Genomic DNA, 18,191 nt, shown 5'->3' on the forward strand with positions numbered 1-18,191 from the left:
TTACGGGAAAAACCATTCCAAACCACGAGATGAAATAATAGATGACAATCAACAAAAAACCGAAAGAACCGCTGATGTACAAGAATTTTGGGAACAATCCGATAGCCCGATTTTTACGTATTTTGTTGCCATTTACGATATTAGTTGCATCGATCATTCTTTTTGCATTTCGAGAAACCGACAGCATATGGGATTGGGACGACCACCTCAGCGTTCTTGTGATACTTGCAGCACTCGTTGACCTATATTTTTCAGCGGCAGACTGGTACCACTATGGCGTCAAACGAACTGAGGAAGACGACTGGAATATTACCTACGTTCGGAATGCAATAGTGTTGCTACCCGGAGTTATCATTTTATTGTTTTTCATCGTCGGCCTCCCTCCTCTCCATGGGTGAAAAACTCCCAATCTGCCGGATACCCCTTGGAATATGCACCCATTGGTCTGCGGGCAGTGCCTATCGTTAGGCGGCGGTTACTTGATAACGATTCATTGTGTTCATTTACTGGTGTTTCGTTGTTTTCTGATAAGACAACCCCCAAACGCCTCCATCACACGCTCGTAGACCGCGCGCTTGAAGGGCACGATCTCGGCAATCAGGCGGTCGGGGTCCTGTCATTTCCAGCGGTTGAACTCGCGGCCGTTTCGATGTCGGCCGGATCGTCGCGGCCGGATACCAACGTGCTGGAGATGTTGCAGAAAGAAGGGTTGGTCTGAGGCAGAACCTACTTCCTCGGTTCGTTCGCGATCACGGTGGTCAAGGTGCGTGTCGTTCGGCTTCGGGTGATTGCGATCGCTCCAAGAACCAAAGCGCAGGCTATGGCTTGGGGCGCCGTGATTGCTTCGCCAAAAGCAACAAATCCGACCACGAACATCGTTGGCAATTCTATGCTTCCGACGACCGCGGTTTGGGAGGCGCCGATCAACGGCGAGCAGATCGTGTAGATGAGCTGTGGCACAAGCGCCGTGACCAGGCCAATTCCGACGATCAAGATCCAGTCGGATTGCCCCTCCGGGAGCAGCTGTCGCACATCGGCACTCAGCATCAGCGGCAAGAGCCCAAGAACCGATCCCACGGAAACCGAGGCTATGCGCGCAAGCGGCGCGATGCGGGACAGCCTGTGGACCAAAACACAAATACCGAAACCAAAGCCGAACGGGGCCGCCAGTGCCGCTAAAAGAGTAGGTATGTGTTGTGGGGACACGGATGCGGGCGAACCAGCAATGATTGCCGCCAGAACGATAAGGCCAGAAGCGAGCAAGGCGCGCCGCGTGGGTGCATCAGAGAAAAGCGCCCAAGCAATGACCAATGTAAAAACCGGATAGGTCATGTAGAGCACGCCCACGGTTGACGCGGGCAAGGCCTCCAAAGCCGTCACGTATCCAATCCACCCAAGTCCCATCACGGCTCCTGCCGAAAGGCCCCAACAAATCTCGCGCCAAGCTTTGCGGTGCATGACGATAACGGGCAGCAGCAGAATTGCCGCGACGATGTAGCGGTAGAATGCGACGGCATAGGGTGCGACGCCCTGCTGCGTCAGCCCTCTGCTGAAATAGGGCACCAGCCCAAAGCAGATCGACGCGAAAAGAACGCCTGCAACCGCAAGCGCATAGGGAATAGCCGGTCCGGTTTGTGTTGAGGTCTTTGCCATGAACAAGGGCTAGCACAGGTTCGCGAAATCCATAACAGAGTTCCATGGACTAGGCACCTTGTCCGCAACCCGGAACCCGCTTGATCGAGTTCTAGTTCACCCCAAATACCCCCTGAAAGCCTCCATCGCCCGCTCGTAGACTTCGCGTTTGAATGGCACGATCTCGGCGATCAGGCGGTTGGGGTCCTGCCATTTCCAGCGGGTGAACTCAGGGTGGTCCGTCTGAATATTGATCTGGTCGTCTTCCCCCAGGAACCGCAACAGGAACCATTTCTGCTCTTGCCCACGGAAGCGGCCCTTCCAGATCTTGGGTACGATGTCATGCGGCAGGTCGTAGGGCAGCCAGTCGTCGGTCTCGGCCACGATTTCCACGAGGTCGGGGGTGACGCCGATTTCCTCCTGCAACTCGCGTAGCGCCGCCGCGCGCGGGGTCTCGCCTTCGTCCACGCCACCTTGGGGCATCTGCCAGGCGTCCTCGAACCGGTCATTGCGCTGGCCGACGAAAATCTGACCCTGATCGTTCATCAGCATCAGGCCGACGCAGGGGCGATAGGGCAGTTTGGCGATCTGTTCGGGGGTCATGGGCGGGCCTCGTAATGTGGTTGGCCAAGCTGTAGCAACTGGCAAAGCGGCGGCAAAGGGGGTGACGTCAGGTTTCGCGTGACACCGGCGCGGTGCGGCGCGATTGTCAGCCCCGAATTGAGGGAGAGTTTCAAGATGACTGCGTACCCGAACCTGCTGGCCCCTCTGGATCTGGGCTTTACCACGTTGAAGAACCGGGTCCTGATGGGCTCGATGCATACCGGGCTGGAAGAAACCGGCGACTGGAACCGGGTGGCCGAGTTCTATGCCTCGCGCGCACGTGGCGGCGTGGCGCTGATGGTGACGGGCGGCATCGGGCCGAACCTCGAGGGCTCGGTCCTGCCGGGGGCGGCGATGATGACCAGCGACAAGGACGTGGCCAACCATTCCGTCGTCACCGAGCGGGTCCATCAGGCGGGCGGCAAGATCGCCATGCAGATCCTGCATGCGGGGCGCTATGCCTATGGGCCGAAATGCGTGGCGCCCAGCCCGATCAAGTCTCCGATCTCGCCCTTCCCGCCGACCGAGCTGGACGAGGACGGCATCGAGAAGCAGATCAGCGACATCGTGAACGCCGCCGTGCTGGCGCAGAAGGCCGGCTATGACGGGGTCGAGATCATGGGGTCCGAGGGGTATTTCCTGAATCAGTTCCTGGTGACCCACACCAACAAGCGCACCGACCGCTGGGGCGGGTCCTATGAGAACCGAATGCGCCTGCCTCTGGAAGTGGTGCGCCGCACGCGCGAGGCGGTTGGGACCGATTTCATCATCATCTACCGCCTGTCGATGATCGACCTTGTGCCCAATGGCTCGACCCATGAAGAGGTGGTGCAGCTGGCGCAAGCGGTCGAAAAGGCCGGGGCGACAATCATCAACACCGGCATCGGCTGGCACGAGGCGCGGATTCCGACCATCGCCACCTCGGTGCCGCGCGCGGCCTTTGCCTGGGTGACGAAGAAACTGATGGGCAAGGTGGGGATTCCGGTCATCACCTCGAACCGGATCAACACGCCGGAAGTGGCCGAGCAGGTGCTGGCCGAGGGCTGCGCCGACATGGTCTCGCTGGCGCGGCCGATGCTGGCGGATGCGGATTTCGTGGCCAAGGCGATGGCTGGCGAGTCGGCCAAGATCGCGCCCTGCATCGCCTGCAACCAGGCCTGTCTGGATCACACCTTCAGCGGCAAGCTGACCTCCTGCCTGGTGAACCCGCGCGCCTGCCACGAGACCGAGCTGGTGATCGAAAAGGCCGCCACGCCCAAGCGCGTGGCCATCGTGGGCGCGGGTCCGGCGGGCCTGTCCACCGCGATGACGGCGGCGGATCGCGGCCATGACGTGACCGTGTTTGACAAGGCCGACGAGATCGGCGGCCAGTTGAACATGGCCAAGCAGGTGCCCGGCAAGGAAGAATTCTGGGGGCTGGTGGACTGGTATCGCACCATGCTGGACACGCTAGGCGTCAAGGTGGAACTGGGCCGCGAGGTTGGTGCCGATGATCTGGCCGGGTTCGACGAGGTGGTGATCGCCACCGGCGTCAACCCGCGCGACCCGCAGATCCCCGGCCAGGATCGCGACAATGTCGTGAACTATATCGACGTGCTGCGCGACAAGGCCCCGGTGGGCAAGTCGGCGGCGGTGATCGGCGCGGGCGGCATCGGCTTTGACGTGTCGGAATACCTGCTGGAAGAAGGCCATTCGCCCACCACCGACCTGCCGCTGTGGATGAAGGAGTGGGGCGTCGCCGACCCTGAACAGCACCGCTCTGGCCTCGCGCCCGAAGGCCCCCAGCCCGAGGCGCCCAAGCGGCAGGTCACGCTGCTGCAGCGCAAGAAACAGGCGCATGGCAAGGGGCTTGGCAAGACCACCGGCTGGATCCACCGCGCGACACTGAAGATGAAGGATGTGAACTTCGTGGGCGGCGTAAACTATGAGCGCATCGACGACGAGGGGCTGCATGTCTCGTTCGGAGAAGAGCGCGCCGACCCGACCGTCATCAAGGCGGAGACGATCGTTCTGTGCGCCGGACAGGTGCCCGAGCGGTCGCTGGCCGATGCGCTGATCGAACGCGGGATCACCCCGCATGTGATCGGCGGCGCGGATGTGGCCGCGGAACTGGATGCCAAGCGGGCGATCAACCAGGGCACGCGGCTGGCCGCCGCACTCTAGGGAAGACCCGTTCCGTCCACTTCCCCAAGGCGAGAACACTCAGACAAAAGAAAGCCACCCGAGCGATGCCCGGGTGGCTTCTTAGAGCGTTGAGCCAGTTCCGCGCCCTATACGGAAAAAGTTAGACCTGTCTCGTCCTCGAACCGTGCCAAGTATTCCTGGTAATCCCGAAAGGCGCGGCGCACCAGAATCTGTGACGCCGGCTTCGCGCGCCAGGGCTTCTTGCCTCCGATATAGTGCCACATCTTCGGGTTCCGGCTTGCCTGTTTCAGTTGGTTTCGAAATTCGGCAGAGGTATGCCGGAATTTCGGACTGTGCGCGTCGTACCAAATCTGCGGTCGCGTGTTCCATTGCTGAGGGAGTCTGAGCCACTGGCCGGCGAAAATCTGATTCATCCGATCCTGCTCGGGCAGGTCGTGGATATGCGGGATCAGCTTGTCGAAATTGCCCAGCTCCTTGCCCGCGGGTGAATTCCGGATCGCTTCGCAATCCATCAGAAGGATGCCCGCGTTGAAATAGTTCTCGCCGGGCAGAAAGCCCAACCGGATGCTGCGCAAAACGCGTGTGACCGACTTTTGGTGTTCGTGCCCCGGTCTCAGAACACTCTGCAGGGATGGGCGCAGAAAGCGGCCTTCGCCCAACGTGACCAATCCCATGTCGACACAGGCCCCGATCCCGTGGCCACTCATGTCGAGCTCCTGCAACTCGCAGACATCGCCCAGCACAAGAGTGTCGGCGTCAATGAACAGACACCGGCCCGAAAAGAATTCGGGCAGAAACAACGGCAGCAGCGTGATTTTCGGGTATTTCGTCTTGAACTCTGAAAACCGGCCGAGCGTTTCGGACTGGAACTCCCGGTAACAAACCTTGCCGTTGTCGACCGCACGATCCAGTTGGTCGACGGCTGCGATGTCTTGTGCGGTAAAATCCTGACCGAAAACGGTAACGTCAACAGGCCGGCTGGCGTTCTTGACCACGGAATAGGCCGACAGCAATGCGGGATACAGAAAGTTCCGGTCGACCCCAAAAACAACGTTCATTCAAATACCATGGCTCCGCCCCCGATCAGAATCGTGTATAGGCGACGCAAGCACATGTAATCAAACCGAAACCGTCCCGCCGCTCTCGGCGGGTTGGTCCCGGCGCTGCGGTTGACCGGTACGGGTTACTCCACAGTGATCGTTATCACCTCGGAAACGATCGGCGTCGCGTGAGGCACATGACCCGCATCGCCCAGGACCAGTTGCAACGTGTGCGTCCCGGGGGCAAGCTCCAACGTGACTTCGGTCTGACCACCACCGAAATGCAGGTGGTTGTCATCAGCCGGCAGCCCATATGCCAGTTCGTCGGCCCCGTCCTCACCCTGACCCAATGGGGGGCGATCGATCAGCAAATGGTGATGGCCGGTGTTTTCCTTTTCGGTCCCGGCTGGCGCAACGCCCATACCGCGGAGGCCAAATACCACCGTCACCGGTGACGTTACCGTGTCGCCGTCCGACAGGTTGACGAAATAGACCTCGGCATCGGGGTTCGAAGGTGTCTCCCCTCCGGCCCAGGCCAAGGGGGCAAACAGGCAAAAAATAGTTGCTAGAATGGCTTTCATGATCTCCTCCCTGGTCACAAAAATGCCATTCTGACTTTAGCACGTTGCGAGAAATTACCAGAAAAGAACATGCAAACAGGGGGCGGATAAAGGCGCGAAACCACTGTTTCCGCGTTTCCGAAGTGCAAACGATCCGATTCAAAACCCTGATATTATCCCATGTCTGCCCAGTTTCCGCCCAGATTGGAGGCGATGGTCGGTCAACGAACAGACGACCTGGGGAACGAGAATGGACCGACTGACAGAAATGGAGGCCTTCGCCAACGTGGTGGACCAAGGTGGTTTCACCGACGCGGCCAAAAAGATGGGCATTTCCAAATCAGCCGTGTCAAAGCACGTGTCGAGCTTGGAGGCCCGCTTGGGCGCGCGTTTGCTGAACCGCACGACGCGCCGCGTGTCGCCGACCGAGATCGGGCTGGCCTATTACGACCGCGCACGCCGTGTGCTGAATGATGCAGGCGAAGCCGACGCGCTGGTGACGTCGATGCAATCGGCGCCTTCAGGTCTGCTGCGCATCAGTGTGGCTACTGATTTCGGGGTGAACCACCTGTCGCCCGTTCTGTCCGGTTTCCTGGCGGCCTATCCCGACATCACCGTGAACATGGTCTTGAACAATCGCTATGTTGAGCTGATTTCCGAAGGGTTCGACGTGGCCGTGCGCATCGGCGAGCTGGAAGACAGCACCCTGCGCGCCCGCAAGCTGACCGAAACGGTCAAACGCATGGTTGCGGCCCCCAGCTATATCGAGAAGTTCGGGCGCCCGGCAAAGATCGATGACCTCAACGAACACAAGCTGCTGCATTACTCCAGCCAGTCCTCGGGCAACGTCTGGAAGTTGACCGCGCCCTCGGGCGAAAAGAGGCAGGTGCGCACGGCCGGTTGGCTGAGCGTGAACGACGGTCAATCCCTGTTGAATGCGGCGATCTCGGGCCTCGGAATCGCTTACCTGCCCAGCTATCTCTACGCGGACGCGCTGAAATCCGGCCAGGTGGTCGACGCGATGCCCTCGCTGCCGGACGAGGTTCAGGGCGTCTATGCGGTGTACCCGCCGGGCCGGTTCACCCAGCCCAAGGTGCGGGCGTTCATTGATTTCCTTGTCGAGTCCTTTGCCGAAAAAGGTCCGATGGATTGGTAAGACCTCCCAGTGAAGACTGACCGGCCCGCGCAAGTTGCGCGGGCTTTTTTTCTTGGTCAGTTCAACAGCAGAACAGCCTCGACCCGGCGGTTCTGTTCGCGCCCTTCCGGGGTGGCGTTGGAAACGATCGGGGCGAGGTAGCCGACGCCCTGCGCCTGCACGCGGTCCTCTGCCACTCCATGTGCCTCGATCAATCGCGCACGGACAGCCTGGGCGCGGCGTGTGCTAACTTCGATATTGGCCTGCAGGTCGCCGGTGTCATCGGTGTGCCCAACCAGCGCCAGCCGCGCGCCGGGGGTCTCGGCCAGGTAGCCAGCCAGCAGGCCCAGCGACTCGAACGGCCCGGCCCCCAAGGCAACCTCGCCCGTCTCAAAGCTGAGATCGCCGAGTATCACGTGACCATCCCGCACCAGGCTGGCAACCAGCCCGTTGCTGCCAATCACCGTTTCCTCGACCACCAGCGGCGGTGGGGTCTGACCCTTCGGAGTGACGCGGATCATCTGCACATACCCGTCGGGCTGGTTTCGGCTGATCAGCAAGGTCAGGGCTTCGGCTCCACGAGTGGCTGACAGAAATCGATAATCATTGATTGCGACATACATGTCGGGCGTCGGCACCACCTCGGTTCCAAAGCGGAAGTCGAACCCGCCGCAAGTGCGGGCCTCACATTCAAAAGCGATCTCGAAACCCTGCGCCTTGAGCTGATCCCGCAGCGGGTCGAGGATCTGCAGCGTCGTACTGGAACCGGCCTGCAGCCGCCATGTGGTGCGCTCGATCCGGCCTTCGACCGTGCGCGCGGGAACGGCGTTGTCTGCAAACGGGCCGGTCGGCAATTGGTAGCTGTCCAACGGGCTGACGCGCTGGCTGATTTGTCGCGCGCTCGCCGGCAGCGACAGGTCCTGCGCCGCCACAGGACCCGCGATCAGACAGAAAAGAAGGACAGTAAATCGGATCATCGAAACTGCGCGTGATACTCGTCATTGGGCACCATCGCCGTGGCACTGGCGACCCGGTTGGACATGTTGAAGAAGCCCGCAACGTTTGCGATGTCCCAGATGTCGCGGTCGGTGAACCCCGCATCGCGCAGGCGCTGGCGGTCCGGTTCCTCGATCTCGGCGCTGGCTGTGGTCATCTTGGCGGCGAAATCAAGCATCGCGCGCTGGCGGTCGTCCAGAGGCGCCACTCGGTAGTTCATCACCAGCATTTCACCCAGCTTGGGATCACCTGACAGCTGACGCACGGCGGCACCATGGGCCACCAGGCAATAGAAGCACCGGTTGATCGACGAGACCACGACCGCGATCATCTCACGTTCCAGCTTGCTGAGCCCGCTGTCCGCCAGCATCAGGTCATTATACATGCCCGTGAACGCGTTCAGCTTGTCGATGTCAAAGGCATTTGCCTTCAGCACGTTGGGGACCATGCCCAGCTTCTCGACGCAGATATCGAAGTACTTCTGAGTCTCGGGCGGCAGCGGATCCACCATTGGCAGGTCAAGCGCGGTGGGCATGTCTCGATCGGTCACGTCTGTCTCCTCTCAGACCAGCTGGCGATAGTGATACTCTCCGACGCGTTCCATCCCGAGAGAGTGGTAGAGCGCGTTGGCGCCGGTATTGGCCTTGGTGCAGATCACGCTAAGGGTATGCGCGCCATTGTCCAGCGCCCAAAAGGCCGCGGCGCGCATCGCCCAGCGGCCCAGCCCCTGTCGGCGGTGCGCCGGCACGATCTCGAGCGCATGCAGCATGGCGATGCCGTCGTGGATGGCCACGAAACCGGTGCCGGCCGGTTGATCGCGGTGACGCAGCAACAATCCGGTTTTCGGACCTGTTGCCCGTTCCATCACGGCCAGCCGGGCAGGCCCGATGCCACCTTGGGCCCAGATCTCGCGCATGATCGCCAACGGCTCCCACAGGCAGAACACCGTGACCGGCGGGACCGGCTGGTCCGTCAGCTGTGAGACCGGGCAGGCATAGATGTTGACCGGATCCAGAACCTCGTATCCGCGTTGCGCCAGGATTTCGTCCAGGTCCGCGTCGTGGGGGCGCAGGCAGAAGATGCGCTTTTGGCCCATCGCAAGCATGGCCGCCTCGGCCGCGTCGATATCCGGCGGGGTGACCGGGCCGATACGGCTGGCCGCCGACACGCGCGAGCCGCCCCCCTGCCCTTCGCGCAGCAGAAACGGACCCAATTGCTCATACCGTGCGGCGGGCCAGGTGCCATCGACCACTGCCGCCCAGTCTACCGTCACAGGCCAAGCTCCTTGGCCAGTCGCGTCGTGACCGCATCGATACGCGACCCGTCAGTGCCCCGAACAACCACGTTGGCCCCGAAGACGCCGTTGATCTGGAACGGGTAACACCCGATCGACACGTCGCCAAATTCCTCTGCCACGGCGGCCAGGGTCGCAGCGATGTCACCTTCTCCCCGGTTGACCCGCAAGGTCTGAGACAACAACGGTTTTCCTCCGGTCAGGGTGGGCAGCACACTGGCCACCATCGCCTGGAAGACCAATGGGACGCCGGCCATCACATGGACATTACCTAGTGTGAACCCTGGCGCGGTGGAAACCGGGTTGTCGATCAGCGTTGCCCCGTCAGGGATGCGCGCCATGCGCAGGCGCGCTTCGTTCAGCTCCAGCCCCGATTGGTCGTAGTGCGCCTGCAGCAGGGCGCGGGCATCGTCTCGCACATCGATTTGCGCCCCGAACGCGCGGGCGATGCAATCGGCGGTGATGTCGTCATGGGTAGGGCCGATGCCCCCGCTGGTGAACACATGGTCATAGCCCTGCGACAGCGCCGTGACGGCGGCCTCGATCGCCGGTGCCTCGTCGCTGACGATGCGGACCTCTTTCAGATCGATGCCGTGTTTGGTCAGCTCCTGCGCCAGATAATGCATGTTGGCGTCGCGGGTTCGGCCGGACAGGATTTCATCCCCGATCACCAGCATTGCAGCGGTTGGGTTGGGCATGGCACGCTCTCCTCTTGATCGACCTTTGCGGCAGGTATAGGCCCGGAACCATGCGCTTTCAAACCCCTCTTGTGCCCGCCCGCCTGATCCGCCGCTACAAACGCTTTCTGGCCGATTGCAGGCTTGAGGACGGGCGCGAGGTGACGGCCCATTGCGCCAACCCCGGTTCGATGATGGGTCTGGCCGAACCGGGCGAAAAGATCTGGCTTGAGCCCAATGACGACCCGAAGAAAAAGCTCAAATTCGGCTGGCGGCTGGTCGATCATGAAAACGGCCATTTCACCGGGGTCGATACCTCGGTGCCCAACCGGGCGCTGCGGGCGGTGCTCGAAGCCCGGGAAATCCCTGCATTGGCCGCCTATGAAACCGTCCGGCCCGAGGTGAAATACGGCGAAAACAGTCGCATCGACTTTTTGCTGACGCAACCCGGGCTGCCCGACGCCTATGTCGAGGTCAAAAGCGTGACCCTGTCGCGCGAACCGGGGCTGGCCGAATTCCCCGACAGCGTCACCGCACGGGGCACCAAACATCTGGGGGAACTGGCCGAAATGGCCGCGCAAGGACACCGGGCTATCCTGCTCTACCTTGTTCAGCGCACGGATTGCCGCAAATTCGCGTTGGCCGCGGATATCGACCCGGCCTACGCGGTAGCGTTTGCGACTGCCCAGACCAATGGGGTTGAACACTTGGTCTGTGGTACGCGCATTTCACCGGACGGCGTCTGGGTTCAGCCGCAGGCGACGATCTCCAGCGACTGAAGGCCGGTCGATTTCCGCCGCGTAGCGATTCAATCGGGGACGACGGCGTCGACCTCGATTTCAACCAGCCATTCGGGATTTACGAACCGGCTGATCGCCATGATCGTGTCCACGGGTCGCGCGTCCAGACAGTACAGCTTGCGGGCCTCGATCGCCTGCTTCCAATTGTCGATATCGGTCAGGATCACGCGGGTTCGCACGATGTCCTGCAAACCCGATCCGGCACGCTCCAGCGCATCCTTGATGATCTCAAAGCATTGTTTGGTCTGCAAATAGACGTCCCCGACCCCGACTGTCTTGCCTTGCGCATCGACCGGGGCAGTCCCCCCGACTGCGATGAAATTCCCCACCCGGACGGCGCGGCTGAAGCCGACGACCGCCTCCATGGGGTTTCCATTCGATATCAGTTCCCGTTTCTGCGACATTCATCCGGCTCCTCTCTTCCCGACCAAATGAGTCTCTGTACATTCATTTGGCCCCAAATCCGGGCATCGGTCGAGGCCTTTTGACGCCGGGCCGGACCACCCGCGCAAAACGCGGCAACGTGCCTTGACGTTTCGCCCCCCGCATCCAAATTCAGATCAGGGCAGGCACCCGCGACCCTGCGCCCTCTGGTACTTTCTGCACAAGCAGCGTAGAAGGGATGCTGCGCAGAATTTTTTGGAGCCCCGCACGAATGAAAGAGCATCGTGGCCGTCTGACGAAGGACGGTATCCGCATCTACGAACAGGCTGACTTTGCCGGCATGCACGCGGCAGGGGTTCTGGCGGCGCGCATCCTCGATGGCATTGCCGAGCATGTCTTTCCCGGCCAGACCACGGGCGAGATCGACCGGATCATCACCCAGATGGTTGAGGACGCCGGCGCGAAATCGGCCACTATCGGTTACAAAGGCTATCAGCACGCCAGCTGCATCAGCGTGAACCACGTGGTCTGCCACGGGATTCCCGGGGACAAGAAGCTCAAGGATGGCGACATCCTGAATATCGACGTGACCGTGATCGTCGACGGTTGGTTCGGCGACACGTCGCGCATGTACGTGGCCGGAAAGCTGCCGCGCAAGGCCGAGCGGCTGATCCAGGTGACCCACGACGCCCTGTTCAAAGGCATTGAGATGGTCAAGCCGGGCAACACCTTCGGTGACATTGGCCACGCGATCCAGTCTTACGTCGAAGCCCACCGCATGAGCGTCGTGCGCGATTTCTGCGGGCACGGGCTTGGCCGCGTGTTCCACGCGCCGCCCAACGTGCTGCATTACGGCCGCCCGGGCACCGGCGCGGTTCTGGAAGAAGGTATGTTCTTCACCATCGAGCCGATGGTAAACTTGGGCCGTCCCGAGACCAAGACGCTGGCCGATGACTGGACCGCCGTGACCCGCGACAAGTCGCTGTCGGCGCAGTTTGAGCACTCTGTAGGTGTGACGGCGGACGGGGTAGATATCTTTACCCTGTCACCAGGCGGCAAGTTCCACCCGACCTACTCCTCCTGATCGGCGGCCTGATCGCGCAGAAGCTTTAGCAGCAGGGTGTCCGGGCCCCAAGGCGTCACCGCGTCCTGAATGAACACGGGTGCGGGCCGAGCCTGTGGCTCGGGTCCTGAGGTGGCCTGCGCCTCGAACCGGGCGGTCCAGAGCGGGCGTGAGAGTGCGCGATCCATGACCGCAGTCTAGCACAGGCCGGTCAATGACCCAAAAGCCGCGGCACGTCCTTCATGTGACGGATGACTTCGGCCCCAAGCCCGGCCATGCGTGCGCCGTCATCATGCGGCGCATAGGCAAGGCACCTCATCTGAGCCCGGATCGCGGCGGTCACACCGGTCGCACTGTCCTCGATGACGACGGGCGACTTCGCACCGAAATGTCGGGCTGCGGTCTGGAACAACCCCGGCTCGGGCTTGGCGCTGCCGACCTCATGCGCCGAGAAGACCACGTCCTGGAGCCTGTCCCACAGCCCGTTCTGGCCCAAGGTGATCTGCATCTTCTCGCGACGCCCGTTCGAGGCCACACAGAAAGGGGTGCCCTGTTCGTCCAGATGGCGCAGCAACTCGGGGATTCCCGGAATCACGGGAACACCCGCGCGCAGCACATCATAGATTTGCGCATAGATCTGCTCGGTCCAGTCATCGGGCAGGTCAGCGCCCATCTTGCGCGCCGTGTCCCGGACGCCCGACATGGTGCCGCCCACGAACATCGACATGCAGTCTTGCAGCGACAGATTCAGCCCATACCCGGCCAGGTTGTCAACCATCACTTGGTTGGAGATCGTTTCACTGTCGACCAACACACCGTCGCAATCAAAGATCACCAGATCGTGCATTGGGCTCTCCGCCGCAGGTTTCGCACCTGCCTAACCCGGAGGGCACGCAGGCTCAAGCCGGACCCCCGGCGGGGTCCCGCCACATCAGCGAGATATGGGTATCGCCGTATTTGCGCGCATCGTTCAGCGTGAAGCCTTCGGGCGGGGCCATCGGGGCGTTCTCTTCCCAGACCACCAGCGCGTCATCAGCCAGCCAGCCATTTTGCGCGGTCGCCGCCAGCGCCTTTTGCCCCAGACCCTTGCCATAGGGCGGGTCGAGGAAGATCAGGTCATAGGGGGCGCCGGGGTTTTCGCCCAGTCGCGTCGCGGCGCGGCGGATCAAGGTCGTTCGGTCGGCGCTGCGGGTCAGGTCGATATTCCTGCGGATCAGCCCCTGCGCCACCCGCCCGTCATCGACGAAGGTGACATGCGCCGCACCGCGCGACAGCGCCTCGAGCCCCAGCGCGCCGGTACCGGCGAACAGGTCCAGCACCCGCAGCCCGTCAAAGTCGATCAGGTGGTTCAGCACGTTGAAAAGGCTTTCGCGCACCCGGTCGGTGGTGGGGCGCAGATGCGCGCCTGCATCCCCCTTGCCGACCGAGGCCAGCGCCCGGCCCCGGAAATCTCCGGCGATGATCCTCACGCCTTGAGCAGCGGTTTCAGATCCGCTGCCGGGTCGGCCACCACCGCCGGATCGGCGGTTTTCCCCGCGTCGATCAGGCGCTTGCCGACCATGTAGGCGCGCGGGTCGTTCATCGCATCCACCGCCAGCAACTGATCGCCCTGGTAATACCAGAACGAGGTGGCCCCCTCGCCCGGCCGGGTCACGACGCGGTCATAGCCCATGTTCAGCCCGGCGATCTGGAGTTTCACGTCATACTGGTCCGACCAGAACCACGGCGTGGCTAGGTAATCCTTGCCCGCGCCCAGCATGTTCTGCGCCACCACCTCGGCCTGGTCGATGGCGTTGGGCACGCTTTCCAACCGGATGCGCCGCCCCTTGTAGGGGAACGAGGCGCAATCGCCGGCGGCCCAGATCGACGGGTCAGAGGTGCGGCCCTGCGCATCGGCCTTGATGCCGTTCTCGATCTCGAGCCCGGCCAGATCGGCCAGTTCGGTGGCCGGGGTGATGCCCACGCCGACCACCACGAAATCGACCGCGAGTTCCGTTCCGTCACCCAACACCGCGCCTGAGACCTTGCCATCCGCGCCGGTGATCCGGTCCAGCCCGACGCCCTCGCGGATGTCCACGCCGTGCGCGCTGTGCAGCGCGCGGAAATAGTCGCTGGTCTCGGGTGCCGCGACCCGCTGAAGGATGCGGTCGGCCATCTCAACCAGCGTTACCTTGACCCCGCGCTTGGCACAGACGGCCGCGGCCTCGAGCCCGATATAGCCGCCGCCGACGATCAGCGCCCGGGCGCCTTCGGTCACGACGGAGGCCATCGCGTCCACGTCGGCCAGCGTGCGCACCACATGCACGCCCGTCAGGTCTCCGCCGATGGCGGCGGGCAGGTGGCGCGGGTGCGAGCCGGTGGTCAGGGCAAGCTGGTCGTAGGAGATCACCTCGTCGCCGATGGTCACGGTCTTGGCCGCCGGGTCGATCGCCGTCACCTGCTGACCCAGCCGCAGGGTGATGTCATTCTCGGCATAGAAACTCTCGGGGCGCAGGAACAGCCGTTCCAGATCCATCTCGCCCAGCAGATAGGCCTTGGACAAGGGCGGGCGCTGATAGGGCAGCACGGGTTCGGCGCCGATCAGGGTGATCGCCCCGTCAAACCCGCCCTTGCGCAGCCCGGCCACCAGGGATGACCCCGCCTGTCCGGCTCCGATCACGACGATATGGCTCATCTGGTCCGCCCCCTGTCGATTTCCCGTGGCTTGTGCCACCCGCCCACCTATATTGCGGCAAGGAGCGAGTTTGCAATTTCAATCGACAGGAGCATGAAGATGATTTCAACCGGCGACACCCTTCCCGAAGCAACCCTGATCCAGATGGGCGCTGACGGGCCGGAAGAGGTGCGGGTCTCCAGCAAGGTCAAGGGCAGGAAGGTGGTGATCTTTGCCGTGCCCGGCGCGTTCACCCCCACCTGCCACTCGGCCCATGTGCCCAGCTTCATGCGCACCAAGAACCAGTTCGCGGCCAAGGGCGTGGACGAGATCATCTGCGTGTCGGTCAACGACCCTTTCGTGATGAAGGCCTGGGGCGAGGCCACGGGTGCGACCGCGGCCGGGCTGACCATGCTGGCCGATCCGGCCTCGGAGTTCACCAAGGCGATCGGCATGGATTTCGACGCCCCGCCCGCCGGCCTGATCTCGCGCTCCAAGCGCTACGCGATGCTGGTCGAAGACGGCAAGGTCGTGGCGCTGAACCTCGAGGAAAGCCCCGGCGCCTGCGAGATTTCGGCCGGAGAAGGCTTGCTCGAAGTCATTTGACAGGGCGGCCCCGGTGCGCACCGGGGCCATGCCACAGGTCATGTTGGATGAAGGCCAATTAACTTGGCCCGCACCCTCGGAATGTGCCAGTGTTCCTGCATGGGAACCGGGAGCTCATTTATGAAGAGATTTCTAGCAGTCATTACTTTGGGCGGCGTGGGGCTGTTGACCGCGTGCGGGCCTGCGCCAACACCGCAGCAACAGGCTGCGCGCCAGCACGAGATCGCCTGTCTTGGCGGCACTCTGGGCGGCGCGTTGATCGGCGGAGCCATCGGCAACCAGTTCGGCGGTGGGTCGGGCAAGGATATTCTGACCGCAGCCGGCGCCCTGGCCGGCGGGGTCGAAGGCCAGAGATTCGCATGCTGAGGAGCGCCAGGATGAAACACTCGGTTCTATTGATGACGGCCCTGATGATGGCAGCACCTGCCGCAGCAGACAGCGTGGCCGAACTGAATGAGCGCGAATTGAACGCGATCGACGCCAACAATGACGGTTTCCTGTCGCGCGACGAATTCGATGCCTTTTCGGATTATGCCTATCAGGAAATGGACGATGACAAGAACGGCACGCTCGGTCTGGACGAAGCCAAGCCGTTCATGGATATCAAGATGTTCCAGAAGATTGACCGCAATCGCGACAACTCTATCTCTCGGTCAGAGTATGACTCGCAGATGAATGACGATTTCCTGTCTGCGGACAAGGACCGGAACGGTCAGTTGGATTGAGGCCCGGCGCCCCGGTACGGCTGACCCTGTGACCAACAGGAGCGCAGGCATGAGAGTATTTTATTGGCTTGGTGCGGTCGTTTTGCTGGCAGCGTGCGACGTCCCGCAGGCTCCGGTCGTGACCGGGCCGGATGGGCAAGCGCGCATTCAGATCAATACGGCTGGTCTGACCTGCTATCAGACGCGCTGTCTCGACATCAATCCGGCTGCGCGCAGCGTACGGATGATGGGCAACCGCACCGCCGGGATCCCGCGCGACATCGACGTGAGCGACGGCACCGTTACCCCGGCCGAGTTCCGCCGTCTGGGCGAGGTTGCGATGCTGGCTGGCGGCATGGGGTCGCGGGGCGACCGCGGCTAAAGCAGGCTGTCCATCTTGCGGGCAAGCTTGGCGTCCTGAGACGACAGGCCGCCTACGTCATGGGTGGTCAGCACTACCTCGACCGTGCGGTAGACGTTGGACCATTCGGGGTGGTGGTTCCACTTTTCCGCAAAGATCGCCACCTTGGTCATCCAGCCGAAGGCATCGACGAAATCGTCGAAGATGAAGGTCTTGGTGATCGCGTCACGATCCTTGACCATGGTCCAGCCGTTCTTGAACAGCGGATCCAGCAGCGGGCCACGGGTCTCGGTCGACAGAAGTTCGCTCATTGCTGTTCCTCCGGGTTGGCTTTTCTGAACGGGCCATAGTCCGTCAGAATCTCGATCTCTTCCCCCACCGCGCGGGACTCGGCCTCGAGATACCGCGCGACGGCGTCCGCAAAGCCTGGATCGGCGACCCAGTGCAGGCTGTGCGTGCGCGTGGGCAGATAACCCCGCGCCAGCTTGTGTTCTCCCTGCGCGCCGGCTTCGACCCGGTCCAGACCATGCGCGATGGCAAAGTCGATCGCCCTATAGTAGCACAGTTCAAAATGCAGGCAGGGGTGATGTTCGTTGCAGCCCCAATAGCGCCCGAACAAGGTCTCGCGCCCGATGAAGTTCAGCGCGCCGGCCACCGGGTATCCGCCCCGCTCGGCCAGCACTAGCGCCACGTCATCGGCTATGGTTTCGTGAACGATGTCAAAGAATTGCCGCGTCAGATAGGGTGAGCCCCACTTGCGCGCGCCGGTGTCCTGATAGAATTCCCAGAACGCGTCCCAGTGTTCGGGGCGCAGATCGGCACCGGTCAGTGTGCGGATCTCGCCGCCAAAGGCATTGGCCTGTGCCCGTTCCTTGCGGATGTTCTTGCGCTTGCGCGAGGAGAGGGCGCCCAGAAAGGCATCGAAATCGGCATAGCCGTCGTTCAGCCAGTGAAACTGCTGCGAGTCGCGCACCAGAAGGCCCATCTGCTGCCCGGCCAGCGCCTCGTCCTGGGTGCAGAAGGTAACGTGCAGCGACGACAGGCGATTGTCGGCGGCCAGTTGCACCGCCCCCTGCACCAGCGCCGACATGGCGATCCCGTCATAGCCGGGCCGTGTCAGGAACCGTCGCCCGGTGGCCGGGGTGAAGGGCACCGCGATCTGCAGTTTGGGGTAATACCGCCCGCCCGCGTTTTCATAGGCATGGGCCCAGCTGTGATCGAAAATATATTCGCCCTGGCTGTGCGACTTGGCATACATCGGCGCGGCCCCGATCAACAGGCCGTCCAGATAGGCGGTCAGGTATTGCGGCTGCCAGCCGGTGCCCCGTCCAACCGAGCCGCTGTCTTCCAGCGCGCGCAGGAACCGGTGCGTGGTGAACGGGTCCAGCGGGCGGGTGCCGTCGGCGGCCTCGGGGCAGGCGCAACTGTCCCATTCGGCCGCCGGGATCTGATCCAGCGTCGACAGAACCCGTATTTCGATCTGTGACTGGTCCATGTGCCCTCCTGCGTCCCCTGAACTATCTGTGACGCCGGCAGCC

General features: G+C 62.3%; 25 protein-coding genes. 10 read left to right on the forward strand and 15 right to left on the reverse strand.

The annotated features are described in order from the left end of the window. Positions 1-41: 41 nt before the first annotated feature. Together ACR0NY_RS11990 and ACR0NY_RS11995 are read left to right on the forward strand one after the other, a co-directional pair. Positions 42-398: a hypothetical protein gene (locus tag ACR0NY_RS11990; RefSeq protein ID WP_170341080.1), complete on the forward strand. Its 357-nt coding sequence runs from the start codon at positions 42-44 to the stop codon at positions 396-398. 26 nt (positions 399-424) lie between these two features. Beyond that, the gene (locus ACR0NY_RS11995; RefSeq protein ID WP_170341079.1) at positions 425-718 is read left to right on the forward strand and encodes a hypothetical protein; all 294 of its coding nucleotides are present in this window, start codon (positions 425-427) and stop codon (positions 716-718) included. Positions 719-726: 8 nt separating this feature from the next. Here ACR0NY_RS11995 and ACR0NY_RS12000 read toward each other — a convergent pair whose 3' ends face one another. Both ACR0NY_RS12000 and ACR0NY_RS12005 read right to left on the reverse strand, forming a co-directional pair. Continuing rightward, positions 727-1,653, reverse strand: a complete 927-nt coding sequence (locus ACR0NY_RS12000) for a DMT family transporter (protein WP_170369100.1) — start codon at positions 1,651-1,653, stop codon at positions 727-729. A 96-nt stretch (positions 1,654-1,749) separates the two neighbouring features. Beyond that, positions 1,750-2,235, reverse strand: a complete 486-nt coding sequence (locus ACR0NY_RS12005; RefSeq protein WP_170341076.1) for an RNA pyrophosphohydrolase — start codon at positions 2,233-2,235, stop codon at positions 1,750-1,752. A 135-nt stretch (positions 2,236-2,370) separates the two neighbouring features. On the opposite strand from ACR0NY_RS12005, the gene ACR0NY_RS12010 reads away from it, so the two are divergent. Further along, positions 2,371-4,398, forward strand: a complete 2,028-nt coding sequence (locus ACR0NY_RS12010; RefSeq protein WP_170369099.1) for an NADPH-dependent 2,4-dienoyl-CoA reductase — start codon at positions 2,371-2,373, stop codon at positions 4,396-4,398. Positions 4,399-4,505: 107 nt separating this feature from the next. Here ACR0NY_RS12010 and ACR0NY_RS12015 read toward each other — a convergent pair whose 3' ends face one another. Both ACR0NY_RS12015 and ACR0NY_RS12020 read right to left on the reverse strand, forming a co-directional pair. Continuing rightward, the gene (locus ACR0NY_RS12015) at positions 4,506-5,438 is read right to left on the reverse strand and encodes a glycosyltransferase family 8 protein (RefSeq protein ID WP_170369098.1); all 933 of its coding nucleotides are present in this window, start codon (positions 5,436-5,438) and stop codon (positions 4,506-4,508) included. Positions 5,439-5,563: 125 nt separating this feature from the next. Further along, complete coding sequence (locus ACR0NY_RS12020; protein WP_170341071.1) at positions 5,564-6,001, reverse strand: DUF4399 domain-containing protein; 438 nt, start codon at positions 5,999-6,001, stop codon at positions 5,564-5,566. A gap of 229 nt (positions 6,002-6,230) precedes the next feature. Here ACR0NY_RS12020 and ACR0NY_RS12025 point away from each other — a divergent pair, with 229 nt between their 5' ends. Continuing rightward, on the forward strand, positions 6,231-7,136 hold the full coding sequence (locus ACR0NY_RS12025; RefSeq protein WP_093964122.1) for a LysR family transcriptional regulator: 906 nt from the start codon (positions 6,231-6,233) through the stop codon (positions 7,134-7,136). A gap of 56 nt (positions 7,137-7,192) precedes the next feature. Here the strand turns inward: ACR0NY_RS12025 and ACR0NY_RS12030 are convergent, their stop codons facing one another. From ACR0NY_RS12030 to ACR0NY_RS12045, 4 genes are read right to left on the reverse strand one after another with little or no spacing between them, the layout of a single operon-like run. Further along, positions 7,193-8,092 carry an OmpA family protein gene (locus ACR0NY_RS12030; protein ID WP_170341069.1) on the reverse strand — a complete coding sequence of 300 codons (900 nt, stop codon included), beginning with the start codon at positions 8,090-8,092 and terminating at the stop codon, positions 7,193-7,195. Then, positions 8,089-8,661, reverse strand: coding sequence for a peroxidase-related enzyme (locus ACR0NY_RS12035; protein WP_093964120.1), 573 nt, complete (start codon positions 8,659-8,661; stop codon positions 8,089-8,091). The genes ACR0NY_RS12030 and ACR0NY_RS12035 overlap by 4 nt, the downstream gene beginning before the upstream one ends. A 12-nt stretch (positions 8,662-8,673) precedes the next feature. Then, entirely contained in the window at positions 8,674-9,384 is a 711-nt protein-coding gene (locus ACR0NY_RS12040; protein WP_170341067.1) for a GNAT family N-acetyltransferase, read from the reverse strand. Then, positions 9,381-10,103: a competence/damage-inducible protein A gene (locus ACR0NY_RS12045; RefSeq protein WP_170369097.1), complete on the reverse strand. Its 723-nt coding sequence runs from the start codon at positions 10,101-10,103 to the stop codon at positions 9,381-9,383. Before ACR0NY_RS12045 ends, ACR0NY_RS12040 begins: the two co-directional genes overlap by 4 nt. Positions 10,104-10,153: 50 nt before the next feature. Here ACR0NY_RS12045 and sfsA point away from each other — a divergent pair, with 50 nt between their 5' ends. Next, positions 10,154-10,861, forward strand: coding sequence for a DNA/RNA nuclease SfsA (gene sfsA, locus ACR0NY_RS12050; protein WP_170369096.1), 708 nt, complete (start codon positions 10,154-10,156; stop codon positions 10,859-10,861). A 29-nt stretch (positions 10,862-10,890) separates the two neighbouring features. On the opposite strand, the gene ACR0NY_RS12055 is transcribed toward sfsA, so the two are convergent. Beyond that, positions 10,891-11,286, reverse strand: coding sequence for a RidA family protein (locus ACR0NY_RS12055; protein WP_254432932.1), 396 nt, complete (start codon positions 11,284-11,286; stop codon positions 10,891-10,893). 251 nt (positions 11,287-11,537) lie between these two features. On the opposite strand from ACR0NY_RS12055, the gene map reads away from it, so the two are divergent. Continuing rightward, entirely contained in the window at positions 11,538-12,350 is an 813-nt protein-coding gene (gene map, locus ACR0NY_RS12060) for a type I methionyl aminopeptidase (protein ID WP_170341061.1), read from the forward strand. On the opposite strand, the gene ACR0NY_RS12065 is transcribed toward map, so the two are convergent. From ACR0NY_RS12065 to ACR0NY_RS12080, 4 genes are read right to left on the reverse strand one after another with little or no spacing between them, the layout of a single operon-like run. Next, entirely contained in the window at positions 12,338-12,517 is a 180-nt protein-coding gene (locus tag ACR0NY_RS12065; protein WP_170369095.1) for a hypothetical protein, read from the reverse strand. The genes map and ACR0NY_RS12065 overlap by 13 nt on opposite strands. Before the next feature lie 23 nt (positions 12,518-12,540). Then, entirely contained in the window at positions 12,541-13,176 is a 636-nt protein-coding gene (locus tag ACR0NY_RS12070; RefSeq protein ID WP_170369094.1) for an HAD family hydrolase, read from the reverse strand. Positions 13,177-13,228: 52 nt separating this feature from the next. Beyond that, positions 13,229-13,798 carry a 16S rRNA (guanine(966)-N(2))-methyltransferase RsmD gene (gene rsmD / locus ACR0NY_RS12075; RefSeq protein WP_170369093.1) on the reverse strand — a complete coding sequence of 190 codons (570 nt, stop codon included), beginning with the start codon at positions 13,796-13,798 and terminating at the stop codon, positions 13,229-13,231. Further along, positions 13,795-15,003, reverse strand: a complete 1,209-nt coding sequence (locus ACR0NY_RS12080; protein ID WP_170369092.1) for an NAD(P)/FAD-dependent oxidoreductase — start codon at positions 15,001-15,003, stop codon at positions 13,795-13,797. The genes rsmD and ACR0NY_RS12080 overlap by 4 nt, the downstream gene beginning before the upstream one ends. Before the next feature lie 99 nt (positions 15,004-15,102). On the opposite strand from ACR0NY_RS12080, the gene ACR0NY_RS12085 reads away from it, so the two are divergent. From ACR0NY_RS12085 to ACR0NY_RS12100, 4 genes are all read left to right on the forward strand, one after another. Further along, positions 15,103-15,588 (forward strand): peroxiredoxin, encoded by a 486-nt coding sequence (locus tag ACR0NY_RS12085; RefSeq protein ID WP_170369254.1) that lies wholly within the window; start codon positions 15,103-15,105, stop codon positions 15,586-15,588. 120 nt (positions 15,589-15,708) lie between these two features. Then, positions 15,709-15,954 carry a glycine zipper 2TM domain-containing protein gene (locus tag ACR0NY_RS12090; protein WP_170369091.1) on the forward strand — a complete coding sequence of 82 codons (246 nt, stop codon included), beginning with the start codon at positions 15,709-15,711 and terminating at the stop codon, positions 15,952-15,954. Between the two features lie 11 nt (positions 15,955-15,965). After that, positions 15,966-16,313 (forward strand): EF-hand domain-containing protein, encoded by a 348-nt coding sequence (locus tag ACR0NY_RS12095; RefSeq protein WP_170360535.1) that lies wholly within the window; start codon positions 15,966-15,968, stop codon positions 16,311-16,313. Between the two features lie 49 nt (positions 16,314-16,362). Continuing rightward, a complete protein-coding gene (locus tag ACR0NY_RS12100) occupies positions 16,363-16,674 on the forward strand; it encodes a hypothetical protein (protein ID WP_093964392.1) in 312 nt (103 codons plus the stop codon). Here the strand turns inward: ACR0NY_RS12100 and ACR0NY_RS12105 are convergent. Both ACR0NY_RS12105 and ACR0NY_RS12110 read right to left on the reverse strand, forming a co-directional pair. Continuing rightward, entirely contained in the window at positions 16,671-16,964 is a 294-nt protein-coding gene (locus ACR0NY_RS12105; protein ID WP_093964109.1) for a 4a-hydroxytetrahydrobiopterin dehydratase, read from the reverse strand. The two genes, ACR0NY_RS12100 and ACR0NY_RS12105, sit on opposite strands and share 4 nt — an antisense overlap. Continuing rightward, positions 16,961-18,148, reverse strand: a complete 1,188-nt coding sequence (locus ACR0NY_RS12110) for a GNAT family N-acetyltransferase (protein ID WP_170369090.1) — start codon at positions 18,146-18,148, stop codon at positions 16,961-16,963. The genes ACR0NY_RS12105 and ACR0NY_RS12110 overlap by 4 nt, the downstream gene beginning before the upstream one ends. Between the last annotated feature and the right edge of the window lie 43 nt (positions 18,149-18,191).

The sequence above is a fragment of the Ruegeria sp. BJ5 genome (assembly GCF_056537865.1).

What these genes read in the sequence shown, in the direction of transcription:
- ACR0NY_RS11990 (WP_170341080.1), top strand. Translation starts at nt 42, where the DNA reads ATGACAATCAACAAAAAACCGAAAGAACCGCTGATGTACAAGAATTTT.
- ACR0NY_RS12000 (WP_170369100.1), bottom strand. Translation starts at nt 1,653, where the DNA reads ATGGCAAAGACCTCAACACAAACCGGACCGGCTATTCCCTATGCGCTT.
- ACR0NY_RS12005 (WP_170341076.1), bottom strand. Translation starts at nt 2,235, where the DNA reads ATGACCCCCGAACAGATCGCCAAACTGCCCTATCGCCCCTGCGTCGGC.
- ACR0NY_RS12010 (WP_170369099.1), top strand. Translation starts at nt 2,371, where the DNA reads ATGACTGCGTACCCGAACCTGCTGGCCCCTCTGGATCTGGGCTTTACC.
- ACR0NY_RS12015 (WP_170369098.1), bottom strand. Translation starts at nt 5,438, where the DNA reads ATGAACGTTGTTTTTGGGGTCGACCGGAACTTTCTGTATCCCGCATTG.
- ACR0NY_RS12020 (WP_170341071.1), bottom strand. Translation starts at nt 6,001, where the DNA reads ATGAAAGCCATTCTAGCAACTATTTTTTGCCTGTTTGCCCCCTTGGCC.
- ACR0NY_RS12025 (WP_093964122.1), top strand. Translation starts at nt 6,231, where the DNA reads ATGGACCGACTGACAGAAATGGAGGCCTTCGCCAACGTGGTGGACCAA.
- ACR0NY_RS12030 (WP_170341069.1), bottom strand. Translation starts at nt 8,092, where the DNA reads ATGATCCGATTTACTGTCCTTCTTTTCTGTCTGATCGCGGGTCCTGTG.
- ACR0NY_RS12045 (WP_170369097.1), bottom strand. Translation starts at nt 10,103, where the DNA reads ATGCCCAACCCAACCGCTGCAATGCTGGTGATCGGGGATGAAATCCTG.
- sfsA (WP_170369096.1), top strand. Translation starts at nt 10,154, where the DNA reads ATGCGCTTTCAAACCCCTCTTGTGCCCGCCCGCCTGATCCGCCGCTAC.
- ACR0NY_RS12055 (WP_254432932.1), bottom strand. Translation starts at nt 11,286, where the DNA reads ATGTCGCAGAAACGGGAACTGATATCGAATGGAAACCCCATGGAGGCG.
- map (WP_170341061.1), top strand. Translation starts at nt 11,538, where the DNA reads ATGAAAGAGCATCGTGGCCGTCTGACGAAGGACGGTATCCGCATCTAC.
- ACR0NY_RS12065 (WP_170369095.1), bottom strand. Translation starts at nt 12,517, where the DNA reads ATGGATCGCGCACTCTCACGCCCGCTCTGGACCGCCCGGTTCGAGGCG.
- ACR0NY_RS12070 (WP_170369094.1), bottom strand. Translation starts at nt 13,176, where the DNA reads ATGCACGATCTGGTGATCTTTGATTGCGACGGTGTGTTGGTCGACAGT.
- ACR0NY_RS12080 (WP_170369092.1), bottom strand. Translation starts at nt 15,003, where the DNA reads ATGAGCCATATCGTCGTGATCGGAGCCGGACAGGCGGGGTCATCCCTG.
- ACR0NY_RS12085 (WP_170369254.1), top strand. Translation starts at nt 15,103, where the DNA reads ATGATTTCAACCGGCGACACCCTTCCCGAAGCAACCCTGATCCAGATG.
- ACR0NY_RS12090 (WP_170369091.1), top strand. Translation starts at nt 15,709, where the DNA reads ATGAAGAGATTTCTAGCAGTCATTACTTTGGGCGGCGTGGGGCTGTTG.
- ACR0NY_RS12095 (WP_170360535.1), top strand. Translation starts at nt 15,966, where the DNA reads ATGAAACACTCGGTTCTATTGATGACGGCCCTGATGATGGCAGCACCT.
- ACR0NY_RS12100 (WP_093964392.1), top strand. Translation starts at nt 16,363, where the DNA reads ATGAGAGTATTTTATTGGCTTGGTGCGGTCGTTTTGCTGGCAGCGTGC.
- ACR0NY_RS12105 (WP_093964109.1), bottom strand. Translation starts at nt 16,964, where the DNA reads ATGAGCGAACTTCTGTCGACCGAGACCCGTGGCCCGCTGCTGGATCCG.
- ACR0NY_RS12110 (WP_170369090.1), bottom strand. Translation starts at nt 18,148, where the DNA reads ATGGACCAGTCACAGATCGAAATACGGGTTCTGTCGACGCTGGATCAG.